The following is a 12,730-nucleotide window of genomic DNA, read 5'->3' as shown; positions in this document are numbered from 1 at the left end:
CTTCAGGAATTTCTGAACTAATGCCCGCGCAACCGGTTAGACTTCACGCACTTACTGTTGCGGAACCGTTGCACCATGACCTCGACCCTGCCCGATCTGAAACTGCTACGCATCTTCGTCAGCGTGGTGCGTCACCAGGGCTTCGCCAACGCCCAACGCGATTTGAACCTGTCGACGTCAGCCATCAGCACGTACATGAGCCAGCTGGAGGGCGGGTTGGGGATTGTGCTGTGTCACCGTGGTCGCGGCGGTTTCAGCCTCACCAGCAAGGGCGAGCTGTTCCATCAGGAGAGCCTGCGCCTGCTGGCCGAGCTGGATGGCTTTGAGCAATATGCCGCAGCCCTCAAGGGTGAACTGCGCGGCACGCTCAACCTGGGCGTGATCGACTCCACCGTGGGCGACCGCGCGCTGCCCCTGGCCGAAGCCATCGGCGCCTACAGCCAGGAGCACCCGGCGGTGCACTTGCACCTGTCGGTGTCCAGCCCGTACGAACTGCAATTGGGTGTACAGGACAACCGCCTCGACCTGGCCATCGGGGCGTTTTCTTCGCGCATGAGCGGCCTGGTTTACCAGCCGCTGTACCGTGAGCAGCACTGGCTGTACTGCAGCAGCCGCCATCCGTTGTTCAACGAGCGGCGCATCCCTGAGCAGGTGGTGACCCAGCAGCGCATGGTCGGGCGCGGCTACTGGAGCCAGGCAGAGCTGGCCCGGCATGGTTTCAAGCACAGTGCGGCGACGGTGGAAAGCATGGAGGCGCAGCTGATCCTGATTCTCTCCGGTGCCTACATTGGCTACCTGCCAGAGCATTACGCCCAGGCTTGGGTGGAGAAGGGCGATCTACGGGTGTTGTCGCCGTCTACCTTCGGCTATCAGGCGCCCTTTTCGTTGATCATTCGTCGTGGCCGCAGCCGCGAGCCGTTGATTCAGACGTTCCGCGACCTGCTTAAAAGCCAGCTCAACGTGGGCTGATACACAGCCTGTCCATGCATTCCGTCGGGACGGGCTCAATTCCTACAGAACATGACCGCTAACCTGATAGCGCTCTGCTAAACATCAACTTGCGCTGATGATTCCTCCCTATTTCATCCTGCAAGGATCGCCCAAGATGCGCATGAATTTGCCCGTCACTGAGCACGAAAGAACCTTCTCCAGCGATCAACGCCTGATCTCCACGACGGACCTCAACAGCCGCATCACCTACTGCAATGACGCCTTCGTGGCGATCAGCGGTTTTACCTACGACGAACTGGTCGGCCAGACCCACAACCTGGTGCGTCACCCCGACATGCCCCCGGCGGTGTTCGGGCACATGTGGGACACCATCAAGCAAGGCAAACCCTGGATGGGTGTGGTCAAGAACCGCGCCAAAAACGGCGATTACTATTGGGTCAGCGCTTACGTCACCCCGGTGTATGAGCAGGGCAGGGTCAGTGGCTATGAGTCGGTGCGTTCAGTGCCGACACGTGAGCAGATTCGCCGTGCCGAAGCGCTTTACGCGCGCTTGCGTGCCGGCCGTTCGCCGGTGTCGTGGGCGGCGCGGCTAGGGCATGAATTGGGGCACGGCTGGCCACTGATTGGCGCAGGCCTGCTGTCGGCGGCAAGCTACCTGTGGCTGCCGCCCTACGCGGCCCTGGGGGTGCTGATGACCAGCCTGTTGCTGGCCTGGTACCTGGTCGAGCATCACCACAGCCAGGCCATTCGGCGCACACTTGGCGAGCACCCGAAAGCCTTCACCAGCCCCTTGGTGGCGTTGACCTACAGCGACAACCTGGGCCTGCAGGGCCAATTGGACATGGCCATCATCAGCGAAGAGGCCCGCTTGCAAACCGCCTTGACCCGCCTGGTTGATGCCGGCGTTGGGGTTAAGTCGCGGGCGGCGCAGTCGGCTGACCTGTCCGACGCCCAGGCGCAGATGCTTGACCGCCAGCGCAACGAGACCGACCAGTCCGCCACGGCCATCGCGCAGATGGCGGCGACTATCCAAGAGGTTACCCACAACGTGCAAAGCACTGCCCATGCGGCAGGCGATGCCGACCAGTTGGCGCAGCAAGGCAGTGAGTTGGCCCAGCAGAGTCTCAAGGCCATGGGCAGCATGAGCGATGCGGTCAACGACATCGGCCAGGCGGTCAACGCGTTGGCCGAGCAAACCCAGTCGATCGGTAGCGTGGTCGATACGATCACCTCGATTGCCGAGCAAACCAACCTGCTGGCGCTCAATGCCGCCATCGAAGCAGCGCGCGCCGGGGAGCAGGGGCGCGGCTTTGCCGTGGTGGCTGATGAGGTCCGCTCTTTGGCCCAGCGCACCCGTGCCTCGACCGAGGAGATCCATCAGATCATCGCCTCGTTGCGAGCAGGGGCAGAGCGGGCAGTGAGCACGGCCAGCCGCGGCGAGCAGATTTCGCGCGACAGCGTACACAGTGTCGAAGCGGTGCAAGCGGCGTTGACCGGTATCGCCCAGGCGGTCAGCCGGATTACCGGCATGAGCCAGCAGATCGCGACGGCTTCTGAGCAGCAAAGCCATGTTGCCGAGGATATCAACCAGCAGATCGTGAGGATTGCACAGCTGTGTGATCAGAGCGCCGGGCAGGCCAGGCAAGGGGCGGAAATCAGCCAGGACCTGGAGCGTATGGCGGAGTATCTGCATAGCTTGGCGGAGCGTTTCAACCGCTGACGTTCAGCGTATCCCACAAGGAAGTGGGGCTTTTCTGCAGGGCTATGGCACACTGCGCCCGGTAAGGAGAAGCCGATGCCCAGACCCCGCTGCGAGCGCTGCCAGCGCCCGCTCGACCACTGCCTTTGCCCACTGATACCCTCGCTCGACAGCCGCACCCGCGTGGTACTGCTGCAGCACCCCAGTGAGAGCTCGCACGCCCTGAATACCGCCCGCCTGGCCGCCCTTGGCCTGGTCAATGCCGAATTGCGCGTTGGCGAGGTGTTCGACGACCTCGTTGAATTGCTGCAGACACCAGGCTACCGGCCGGCGCTGCTGTTCCCGGGTGAGCATGCCCAGGTGCTGACGGCTTATGGTGAGGGGGATGACAGGCCCTTGCTGTTGATCGTGCCCGACGGTACCTGGCGCAAGGCACGCAAGCTGCTGTACCTGAATCCGTTGCTGGAGGCCCTGCCGCGTGTGACGCTGGGGGCGGTCGCGCCTTCGCGCTACCGGTTGCGCAAGGCGCCGGAGCCGGGTGCATTGTCGACCCTTGAGGCGGTGGTCGAGGCGCTGAACGTGCTGGAGCAGCCAGCCCGGTTCGATGCACTGCTCAAACCGTTCGAGGCGCTGATCGAAGGGCAGATCAAGGCCATGGGTGCCGAGACGTTCCAGCGCAATCACGGCACCCCATAAACGTGTAGGAGCAGCCTTGCGCTGCGAAGAGGCCGGTGAAAACGCAGTTAATCCTGGCTGTTTTCACCGGCCTCTTCGCAGCGCAAGGCTGCTCCTACACGTGTATCAGCCAACAGTCAGGTTGCCCCGACTGTTGATCAACGCATCTCAGGCAGCTGTGCGTCGGTCTTCACCTCATTGCTGGCAATGGCTTCTGGCGGCAGCGAAATACGCTGCTTGCTCAACAGTTCACCCATGGTTGCCAACACGCGGTACATCGAGAACTCCTCGGTGTAACGCACTTCGGTGTAACGACGGTCGGCGTTGTACAGCTCGTTCTCACTGTCGAGCACGTCGAGCAGGGTACGTTGGCCAAGGCCGAACTGATCCTGGTAAGCCGCGCGCACGCGCTTGGTGGTTTCGGCGTATTCACGCGCAGTCGGGGTCTGCTTGCGTGCGTTGTTCATGGCGTTCCAGGCCAGGCTCAGGTTCTCGGTCAGCTCGCGCAGCGCGTTGTTGCGGATGTCCAGGGCCTGGTTGATCTTGTGGGCATCGGACTGCAGGCGGGCCTTGTCGCTGCCGCCGCGGAACACGTTGTAGTTCAGCTCGACACCGGCCTGCCAATCGTTATTGCTGTGGCCTTTTTCACCGCCAAGGTTGTTGTTGGCACCCGTGGCCAGCACAGCGTCCAGGCGTGGGTAGAAGGTCGACTTGGCCACTTCGTACTGCCGCTCGGCCGCATTGACGTCGGCCTGGGCGGACTTGATGTAAGGGTTGTTCTGGCGCATGCCTTCCCGGGCATCGTCGAGGGTGCCAGGAATTTCAACCTTGATCGATTGCGGCCCTTCCAGTTCATCGGGGTGCTTGCCGATGACGCTGAAGAAGTTGGCCTCGGCATCGGCCAGGTCGACTTCGGCGGTGTCCAGGTTGTTCTCCGCCAAGGCACGGCGGGCGCGGGACTGATCGAGGTCGGCGGTGCTGCCGACACCGCGCTCGGTGCGCAGGCCGATCTGGTCGTTTACCCGCAGGTGGGCTTGCAGGTTGTTCTTGGCCAGCGTCACCAGCTCACGGCGCTTGAGCACTTCGAGGTAAACCTCCACTGCGCGCAGGGCAACATCCTGGGCGACCGCCTGGGTGTAGTAGGCGCGGGAGGTGGCGACCGCTTCGGTGCGCCCTACTTCGTTCGAGGTGTTGAAGCCATCAAACAGCATCTGCCGCAGGCGCAGCTCAGACTGGGTGTAGCTGAGGGTGGCCTTGTCATGGTTGCGCGTACCGTCGGGGTTGGTGCCGCGGGTATTGAGGTTGTCCGAACGCTGGCGGCCATAGCCTGCGACCAGATCAACGGAAGGGTAGTAGCCGCCGCGCGCGAATTTCACGTCTTCATCGGCAGACAGCTTGCTGTTGCGGTTGGAGCTGATCTGCGGATGGTAGTCCACGGCGCTCTGAACAGCCTCGGTAATCGACATCGCCTGTACGTTGGCACACGCCATTGCCAACAGTAATGCACTGGTGATGGGGGTCAAAACGCGCATGGGTACCTCTCCCTGATCCTAAAATAAGTCCTGCTGGTCGCCAAAAAAATGACGATATAGTTATCATGCAAATCGTTTCAGGTTTTTAACAACAGAGCTAAGAACATTCAATCAAAGTGATAAGAAGATTTTCTCATAACAGATATTGATAATTGACTTATCAGGTCTAAGAGGGCGCGGGCGACGCTGAAGGACCACCGAAATCAAAGCGGCTGAAAGTCTCGTTTTTCAAGGTTTACAGCGAGTTCCAGAACTTTTGCAGCTAAAAAAAAGGCTGGATAGGCGAAATAGATATTTGGCGACAAAAAAGTGACGCGCAAGGATTTAGGCCCGCTATGTGTTCATCGAGAGGGTGCTATTACTGGCGCACGCAGCATTGATCACTGCTTGCGCAGGGTCTTTTGCTTGAGGATATAGAGACTGACCAGCACCGCGCTGGTGAGCATGAACGCTCTAGCCCAGAACAGCGGTACCAAGTAGCACGACAGGCCAATGCTGGCCCACATCAGGCCGATGGCGTAGACCTTGCCTTTTAGCGGTATGCCTTCGCCACTGAGGTAATCACGGATCCACGGCCCGAGCTTCGGGTGATGGACCAGCCAGTAGTGAAAGCGAGGCGAGCTGCGCGCGAAACACGCCGCCGCCAGTAACAGAAAAGGGGTGGTGGGCAACACCGGCAGGAATATCCCCAGCACCCCCAGCGCAACGCTGAGCCAGCCAACGGCCAGCAGCAGGTAGCGCACAGCCGACTCAGTGGTGGCGTGGCTTGAGCAGCGCCGGCTTCTCGTCAGGAGCGTGCAGAAGCAGGAACAGCGCGCTGAGTGCTTCCGGGATCTGCACGATCATGTCGTCCTGCAGGTTGGCATTGCTGGCGATGTCGGCGAACTCTGGTTGCTCGTCGAACAGGCCCGAACCGACCATGATCGGCAGCAGCATCTCGCTGACTTCTTCTTCAGCGTTCTCGAACCAGGCCTCTTCACGCAGGAACACGCCCTCCATGAAGCCGATGCACCAGCCGCGCAGGTCGGAATCGTCCGGCTCGTCGGTCAGGTCCAGGTCGCATGGCAGGTCGAATTCTTCGTCGCTGGCCAGTTGACGCGCGATGTGCGCCTTCAGTGCCACCAGGGTCGCTTCGATCTCGGTGCGCTGGGCATCGCTGGCGTAGTGGGGTTCTTCGGCGAACAGGGCGTCGATCCACTCGCGCTCAGGTACGTCCTCGGCATTGATCGACAGGGCCGTGAGGTAGCCGTGAGCGGCGACGTAGTCCAGCGCTTCTTCGTGCAGCTCGTCGGCGTCGAGGAAGGCTTGCAGGCGGGTGAGTTGCTCGGCGAAGGACATTACAGGGCTACCTTGGGGAATAAACGATACCGAATTCTAGCACCTTGCAGCGTTGGCGGGGCAAAGGGAACGTCTGTCACAGCGGCACCCTGCGTGGGTTAGCACTGGGGTATAATCCGCGATTTTTCATCCAGGGGCGGTCTTTGTCGGCCGTCTAGTAAAAACCGCTTACGCATTCGGCGTGTGCGGGGCGGGTTTTTCGTCCAGCCTGTCTCCAGGATGGTACGGCGATTTGTGGAGTTGCACATGCTCGAACAGGCTCAGCGCGTTCTCAAGGATATCTTCGGCTACGACAGTTTCCGTGGGCGCCAGGCAGCAATCATCGAATGCGTGGCCAACGGCGGCGATGCGCTGGTACTGATGCCCACCGGCGGCGGCAAGTCGCTGTGCTTCCAGGTGCCGGGGCTGCTGCGCCCAGGCCTGACCGTGGTGGTTTCGCCGCTGATTGCGTTGATGGACGACCAGGTCGCCACGCTCGACGAGCTTGGCGTGGCTGCGGCCGCACTCAACTCGACGCTGAGCGCCGAGCAGCAACGTGAGCTGGCCGGGCGCATGCGCCGCGGTGAGCTGAAGATGCTGTACCTGGCGCCTGAACGTCTGGTTCAGCCGCGCATGCTCGACTTCCTGCGCGACCTGGACATCTCGCTGTTCGCCATCGACGAGGCCCACTGCGTGTCGCAATGGGGCCACGATTTCCGTCCGGAATACCTGCAGTTGGGCCAACTGGCCGAGCTGTTCCCGCATGTACCGCGCATCGCCCTGACCGCCACCGCCGACATGCGCACCCGCGAAGAGATCGTCCAGCGCCTGCACCTGCAGGGCGCCGAGCGTTTTCTTTCCAGTTTCGACCGGCCCAACATCTTCTACCGCATCGTGCCCAAGGAGGCGCCGCGCAAGCAGCTGATGGCCTTCCTCGGCGAGCGTCGCGGCAACGCAGGCATCGTCTACTGCCTGTCGCGCAAGAAGGTCGACGAGACCGCTGCCTTCCTCTGCGACCAGGGCTTCCCGGCGCTGCCGTATCACGCCGGCCTGGCTGCCGAAACGCGATCCGCCAACCAGCACCGCTTCCTCAACGAGGAAGGCTTGATCATGGTCGCCACCATTGCCTTCGGCATGGGCATCGACAAGCCCAACGTGCGCTTTGTCGCCCACCTCGACCTGCCCAAGTCGCTTGAGGCCTATTACCAGGAGACCGGCCGTGCCGGCCGTGATGGCTTGCCGTCCGATGCCTGGATGGCCTACGGCCTGCAGGACATGGTGATGCTCAAGCAGATGCTGCAAAACTCCGAGGGCGACGAGCGCCACAAGCGCGTCGAGCAGCACAAGCTCGATGCCATGCTGGCCCTGTGTGAAGAAACCCGCTGCCGCCGCCAGTCGTTGCTGGCCTACTTCGACGAAACCCTGGAGCAGCCCTGCGGGCATTGCGACAACTGCATCGACCAAGTGCAGACCTGGGACGCCACCGAACCTGCCCGCCAGGCGCTGTCGGCCGTATTCCGTACCGGCCAGCGCTATGGTGTCGGGCACCTGGTGGACGTGTTGCTGGGCAAGGACACCGAGAAAGTGCGCAATTTCGGCCACGAGAAGCTTTCGGTGTTCGGTGTCGGCAAGTCGCTGGCCGAGGTCGAGTGGCGTTCGTTGTTCCGCCAGTTGGTCGCACGCGGCCTGGTAGATATCGACCTCGAAGGGTACGGGGGCCTGCGCCTTTCCGACAGCTGCCGGCCGCTGTTGCGCGGCGAGGTGACCTTGCAACTGCGCCGCGACCTCAAGCCGCAGACGGTGGCCAAGAGCGCTGGCAGCGGCGGCAGCCCGGCCAGCCAGTTGGTGCGTGCCGAAGAACGCGAGCTGTGGGAGGCGCTGCGTACCTTGCGGCGCAAGCTGGCCGAGGAGCACAGCGTGCCGCCTTACGTCATCTTCCCCGATTCGACGCTGCTTGAAATGCTGCGCAGCCAGCCCGCCAGCCTCAGCGACATGGCCCAGGTCAGCGGCGTGGGTGCGCGCAAGCTGGAGCGCTACGGTCAGGCCTTCCTGGAGGTGCTCAACGACAGCGGTGGCACCGATGAGGCGCCCAAGGTGGTGCTCGACCTGCGCCACGAACTGGTCAGCCTGGCGCGCGCGGGCATGACCCCCGCGCAGATCGCCGGCCAGCTCAATTGCAGCGAAAAGAACGTGTACAGCCTGCTGGCCGAGGCCATCGGCCGCCAGGAACTGAGCCTCGATCAGGCCCTCGACCTGCCGGAAGACCTGATGATGGAGGTGCAGGACGCCTTCCTCGACGGCGAAGGCGAGCTGCCGCCAGTTTCGACTATCGCGCCCTTGTTTGGGCCACGGGTACCGGAGGGGGTGCTGTATTGCATACGCGCAGCATTGGCCGCGGAGTTCGACGTTTAACAGCCGGCAGGTTCGAGGCCAGAACCGCCAACTGCTGACCTTTGTCATGCTTTTTGACGATTATCGAACACTGGCAAGCGCCCGAGCCTTGCCACGTGGTCCGGGGCATGGTTAGCTGCCTAATAATTAGATCTATTCAATGAGTTGCTTATGCCCCTGACCGACAACCAACACCGCTTCGGCATGCAGCTGGCCCAGATGTCCCGGGGCTGGCGTGCCGAGCTGGACCGCCGCCTGGCCGGGTTAAACCTGTCCCAGGCGCGCTGGCTGGTGTTGCTGCACCTGGCCCGTTTCGAAGAAGCACCGACCCAGCGTGAGCTGGCCCAGAGTGTGGGTGTCGAAGGCCCGACCCTGGCGCGCTTGCTCGACAGCCTGGAGGCACAGGGCCTGGTGCGCAGGCAGGCAGTGCTTGAAGACCGGCGGGCGAAGAAGATTTTGCTGTGCCCACCGGCCAAGCCGCTGATCGAACAGATCGAGACCATTGCCAACGCGCTGCGGGTAGAGCTGTTCACCGGGGTGGATGAGGCGGACCTGGAAGTGTGCATGCGGGTGCATGCGAAGATTCTGGGTAACCTCGAAAAATCCTGATTTCGGGCCGGATACGGCCCCATTGATTCAGAAGGTATGCCCCAAGTTCAGATACACCGCTTGCTCATGCGCACTGTTGGCCCCATAGCTCAGGTTCAACGGCCCCAACGGTGTCTCCAGCCCCAGGAAGATACTCGCCGCATTGATGTAGCCACTGTCGAACTCATTGTCGTTGTTCCACGCCCGCCCACGCTCCAGTGAGCCACCGATGTACAACGGGAAGTCCAGCGGCACGTAGGCCCGTGGCGTCAGGCGGCGGTAATAGACCATGCGCAGCAAGCTGATGTTCTGCCCCGACACCGAGTCCTGGCGGAACCCTGACAGTTCCCGCGCGCCGCCCATCACGAAGCTTGAGGTCACCACCTCGGCATCATCCAGCGTGCGCCCGTAGCGCCCGCCCAGCACCCAGGTATTCGGGCCACTGCTGATGGCCTTGTCCAGGTTGAATAGCCACTGGCGGTAGTCCTGGTCGGAATCGAGCGATTTGTCGTACTTGCGCAGGGTCAGGCCGATGTCTTCGCCGCTGTGCGGGAAGTACACGTTGTCGAGGGTATCGAACGAGTACTTGAGCTCGTAGAACCCTTCATTGAAGCTGACCTTGGGCAGGTCCTGGTCACCGATACGCACTTCGGCTTCCCCCCAGGCCTTGCCCGCGCCAAGGCGCACTTCGCCATAGGTGCCGATCTGCCGGCCGAGGTTGAGGCCAAAACCATAGCGTTCCAGGCGGTACTCGGCGATCGGGTCGTTGTCCAGGGTCGCCTCGATGTTGCGCGAGCCTATGTCCAGGTAGGGCGCGACGAAGTAGCGCGAGCCCACATCCAGCGGCTGATAGAACTCGCTGTAAAGCTCTTGCTGGTCGCCGATCTGGGCGCGGGTCAGCCATTCGGCGCCCAGGCTGTTGATGCCGTTGACCCGGTAGCTGGCGCCGAGGTTGAAGGCGCTGTCGCCGCGCAGGTCATCCGACAGGTTCAGGCCCAGGCGCAGGTAGTCGGTGCCGCCGCGTCTGCCGCGGGCATTGATCACCAAGGTGTTGTCAGCGCCCTTGTGCACCACGCGGTACTGCACCCGGTCGAAGTAGTCCAGGCCATACAGCGTGCCCATGTCGGTCTGCAGGCGGTCGAGCTCCAGGGGCGCATCGATCGGCTGGCGGATATAGGAGCGGATCACGTCGTCGCTGACCTTGGAGTCGTTTTCCACCCGGATCGCAGTGATCACCGGCGTGCGTTGACGCGGCGAGCGGGCAACGGCCAGGCTGCTGTCGCCCTCGGGCTGGCGCAACGCGGCCAGGCGCGGGTCGAGCAGGCGGGTGGCGCGGTAGCCGGCCTCGATCATCTCGCGGGCGCGGCCGAAGTCGGTCACGCCAAACGCGGCCAGCGTCGGCTGGATCAGGATGTCGTCGCGGTGCAGGCTGGCCAGTTGTTCTTCAGAGTTGCGCCGGGTCATCAGGGTGATCGACTGGTTCAGCACATCGACCACCGTGGCCAGTTGCTTGCGGTCACGCAGCGGCGTACCGATGTCGACCACGATGGCCAGGTCCACACCCATGTCGCGGGCCACATCCAGCGGGATGTTGTCGACCATGCCGCCATCCACCAGCAAGCGGCCATCCAGCTCGACCGGGGCGAACACCGCGGGGATCGACATGCTGGCGCGGATCACCTGGGGCAGGTGGCCGCGGCGGAACACCACCTTTTCGCCGCTGGCGATATCGGTGGCCACCGCCCGGAAGGGGATGGGCAGTTTGTCGAAATCGCGGGTGTCGGCGGTATGGGCCAGCTTGCTTTCCAGCAGCAGCGCCAGGTTTTGGCCCTGGATCACGCCCAGCGGCAGGCCCAGGCTGCCGTCGTCGCGAAAGCTTAGCTTCTGCTTGACCAGAAAATCACGGTCGTCCTGCTTGCGCCGGAACGGCACGTCCTTGCGCGGTGGCGCATCCGACAAGGCCTGTTGCCAGTCCAGGGTAGTGGCGAGCTTCTCCAGTTCTTCGACGCTGTAACCCGAGGCGTACAGCCCGCCGATCACCGCCCCCATGCTGGTGCCCGCGATGGCGTCGATGTGCACGCCTTGTTCCTCCAGGGCCTTGAGCACGCCGATATGGGCCAGGCCGCGGGCAGCGCCGCCAGAGAGCACCAGGCCAACCTTGGGGCGTACCTGCTCGGCGGCATTGACCGTGGCAGCAACCAGCATCAGCAAAAAACAGAACAGCAAACGGCGCATCGTGAGTCTCAAACCGTGGGCAAAAGACCGCTAGTATAAGCGGCCCCTTACCTGGAGATGCTTCGCAATGGCCATCAGCAAGCCTGAAATCGTCATCACGTATTGCACGCAGTGCCAATGGCTGCTGCGCGCCGCCTGGCTGGCCCAAGAACTGCTCAGCACCTTTGCCGACGACCTTGGTCGGGTAGCGCTGGAGCCGGGTACCGGTGGCATCTTCCGCATCACCTGTGATGGCGTGCAGATTTGGGAGCGCAAGGCCGACGGTGGGTTCCCGGAGGCCAAGGTGCTCAAGCAGCGGGTGCGTGACCAGATCGACCCGCAGCGCGACCTGGGCCACAACGATCGCTGATCAGGCGCCTTCGGCCAGCGGCCGTGGCTTTACGGGTTGTTCGGCGGCCAGGCGGCTGGACAGCACGATGGCGAAAATGATCAGCGCGCCACCCAGCAGCATGCGCACGGTGGGCGTTTCGGCGAACACGGCCCAGGCCACGGCGATGCCGTAGACCGGCTCCATGCCGAACACCACGGCAGCCGTGCGCGCCTTGATCACAGCCAGGCTGGCGACAAACAGGCTGTGGGCCACGCCCGTGCAGAAGACGCCGAGCAGGGCGATCCACAACCAGTCCATCGGCGTCACCGCGCCCAGCCCGGGTGCTGCAAACGGCAACAGGCACAGGCTGACCACAAGGTTTTGCCACAGTGCTGCCTGCACGGCGGGCAAGCGGCCGGAGCCGGCGCGGTTGGTCAGCGACAGCAACGAGAACAACAGCCCCGACAGCAGCGCCCAGAGCAGGCCGCCAGTGGCCTCGCTGGCCAGGTCGAAGGCCGGTGTGACCAGCACCAGGCCGATGCTCACCAGCAGCACCAGCACGGCTTCATTGCGGCGGATGCGTTCGCGGAACAGCAGGCCTTCGAGGATCACGGTAAAGGCTGGGAAGCTGGCGAAGCCCAGGGTGGCGATGGCCACGCCGCCCACCTTGACGGCGATGAAGAAGCTGACCCAGTGCCCCGCCAGCAGCACGCCGCCGAGCAGTAGGCGGCGCACATCCTGGCCACTGAGCCGGTGCCAGCCTTGGCGGGCAAAACTGGCGAACAGGGCCAGGGCCAGGACTGCAAAAACGGCGCGGCCGAAAACGATGATGGCCGGGCTGGCGCTGGCGGCCAGCTTGCCGAAGACGCCGGTAAGGCCGAAGAACAGCGCGCCAATGTGCAGGGCGCCTAGGGCTGTGCGGTGGTTCATGGTGGTCCTTGAGCAAGAGTATGTCAGTACTGGCCCTTTCGCGGGGCAAGCCCGCTCCCACAGGTACGGCGCAACCCCCGAAGCATGTGGGAGCGGGCTTGC

General features: G+C 63.0%; 11 protein-coding genes. 6 read left to right on the top strand and 5 right to left on the bottom strand.

What is annotated here, in order from left to right; translation table 11 throughout:
- The first annotated feature begins 75 nt into the window (after nt 1-75).
- The 3 genes from D886_RS0106530 (at nt 76) to D886_RS0106520 (ending at nt 3,346) form a co-directional block, all read left to right on the top strand.
- Nucleotides 76-969, top strand: a complete 894-nt coding sequence (locus D886_RS0106530; protein ID WP_027593126.1) for a LysR family transcriptional regulator — start codon at nt 76-78, stop codon at nt 967-969.
- Nucleotides 970-1,105: 136 nt separating this feature from the next.
- Complete coding sequence (locus tag D886_RS0106525) at nt 1,106-2,671, top strand: PAS domain-containing methyl-accepting chemotaxis protein (protein ID WP_027593125.1); 1,566 nt, start codon at nt 1,106-1,108, stop codon at nt 2,669-2,671.
- Between the two features lie 75 nt (nt 2,672-2,746).
- Nucleotides 2,747-3,346, top strand: coding sequence for a tRNA-uridine aminocarboxypropyltransferase (locus tag D886_RS0106520; protein ID WP_027593124.1), 600 nt, complete (start codon nt 2,747-2,749; stop codon nt 3,344-3,346).
- Between the two features lie 137 nt (nt 3,347-3,483).
- Here the strand turns inward: D886_RS0106520 and D886_RS0106515 are convergent, their stop codons facing one another.
- The 3 genes from D886_RS0106515 to D886_RS0106505 all read right to left on the bottom strand — a co-directional run bounded on the left by D886_RS0106515 (nt 3,484) and on the right by D886_RS0106505 (nt 6,195).
- Nucleotides 3,484-4,857, bottom strand: coding sequence for a TolC family outer membrane protein (locus tag D886_RS0106515; protein WP_027593123.1), 1,374 nt, complete (start codon nt 4,855-4,857; stop codon nt 3,484-3,486).
- A 380-nt stretch (nt 4,858-5,237) separates the two neighbouring features.
- The gene (locus D886_RS0106510; protein ID WP_027593122.1) at nt 5,238-5,600 is read right to left on the bottom strand and encodes a YbaN family protein; all 363 of its coding nucleotides are present in this window, start codon (nt 5,598-5,600) and stop codon (nt 5,238-5,240) included.
- Between the two features lie 7 nt (nt 5,601-5,607).
- Nucleotides 5,608-6,195 carry a YecA family protein gene (locus D886_RS0106505; protein ID WP_027593121.1) on the bottom strand — a complete coding sequence of 196 codons (588 nt, stop codon included), beginning with the start codon at nt 6,193-6,195 and terminating at the stop codon, nt 5,608-5,610.
- A 246-nt stretch (nt 6,196-6,441) separates the two neighbouring features.
- On the opposite strand from D886_RS0106505, the gene recQ reads away from it, so the two are divergent.
- The gene (gene recQ, locus D886_RS0106500; RefSeq protein WP_027593120.1) at nt 6,442-8,586 is read left to right on the top strand and encodes a DNA helicase RecQ; all 2,145 of its coding nucleotides are present in this window, start codon (nt 6,442-6,444) and stop codon (nt 8,584-8,586) included.
- Between the two features lie 150 nt (nt 8,587-8,736).
- Nucleotides 8,737-9,174: a MarR family transcriptional regulator gene (locus D886_RS0106495; protein ID WP_027593119.1), complete on the top strand. Its 438-nt coding sequence runs from the start codon at nt 8,737-8,739 to the stop codon at nt 9,172-9,174.
- A 27-nt stretch (nt 9,175-9,201) separates the two neighbouring features.
- On the opposite strand, the gene D886_RS0106490 is transcribed toward D886_RS0106495, so the two are convergent.
- Complete coding sequence (locus D886_RS0106490) at nt 9,202-11,388, bottom strand: patatin-like phospholipase family protein (RefSeq protein WP_027593118.1); 2,187 nt, start codon at nt 11,386-11,388, stop codon at nt 9,202-9,204.
- A 67-nt stretch (nt 11,389-11,455) separates the two neighbouring features.
- Here D886_RS0106490 and D886_RS0106485 point away from each other — a divergent pair, with 67 nt between their 5' ends.
- Nucleotides 11,456-11,737, top strand: a complete 282-nt coding sequence (locus D886_RS0106485; protein WP_027593117.1) for a SelT/SelW/SelH family protein — start codon at nt 11,456-11,458, stop codon at nt 11,735-11,737.
- Here the strand turns inward: D886_RS0106485 and D886_RS0106480 are convergent, their stop codons facing one another.
- A complete protein-coding gene (locus D886_RS0106480; RefSeq protein WP_027593116.1) occupies nt 11,738-12,628 on the bottom strand; it encodes a DMT family transporter in 891 nt (296 codons plus the stop codon).
- Nucleotides 12,629-12,730 lie beyond the last annotated feature (102 nt).

Origin of the sequence: Pseudomonas sp. LAIL14HWK12:I7, assembly GCF_000483465.1 — a bacterium.
Lineage (GTDB): Bacteria > Pseudomonadota > Gammaproteobacteria > Pseudomonadales > Pseudomonadaceae > Aquipseudomonas > Aquipseudomonas kermanshahensis.
Note: the sequence above shows the minus strand (reverse complement) of the source record. Positions and strands in the feature narration are given on the sequence as shown.

Excerpts from the sequence above, each read along its gene's own strand:
- D886_RS0106480 (WP_027593116.1), bottom strand. The coding sequence starts at position 12,628 with ATGAACCACCGCACAGCCCTAGGCGCCCTGCACATTGGCGCGCTGTTC.
- D886_RS0106525 (WP_027593125.1), top strand. The coding sequence starts at position 1,106 with ATGCGCATGAATTTGCCCGTCACTGAGCACGAAAGAACCTTCTCCAGC.
- D886_RS0106485 (WP_027593117.1), top strand. The coding sequence starts at position 11,456 with ATGGCCATCAGCAAGCCTGAAATCGTCATCACGTATTGCACGCAGTGC.
- D886_RS0106520 (WP_027593124.1), top strand. The coding sequence starts at position 2,747 with ATGCCCAGACCCCGCTGCGAGCGCTGCCAGCGCCCGCTCGACCACTGC.
- D886_RS0106505 (WP_027593121.1), bottom strand. The coding sequence starts at position 6,195 with ATGTCCTTCGCCGAGCAACTCACCCGCCTGCAAGCCTTCCTCGACGCC.
- recQ (WP_027593120.1), top strand. The coding sequence starts at position 6,442 with ATGCTCGAACAGGCTCAGCGCGTTCTCAAGGATATCTTCGGCTACGAC.
- D886_RS0106530 (WP_027593126.1), top strand. The coding sequence starts at position 76 with ATGACCTCGACCCTGCCCGATCTGAAACTGCTACGCATCTTCGTCAGC.
- D886_RS0106495 (WP_027593119.1), top strand. The coding sequence starts at position 8,737 with ATGCCCCTGACCGACAACCAACACCGCTTCGGCATGCAGCTGGCCCAG.
- D886_RS0106490 (WP_027593118.1), bottom strand. The coding sequence starts at position 11,388 with ATGCGCCGTTTGCTGTTCTGTTTTTTGCTGATGCTGGTTGCTGCCACG.
- D886_RS0106515 (WP_027593123.1), bottom strand. The coding sequence starts at position 4,857 with ATGCGCGTTTTGACCCCCATCACCAGTGCATTACTGTTGGCAATGGCG.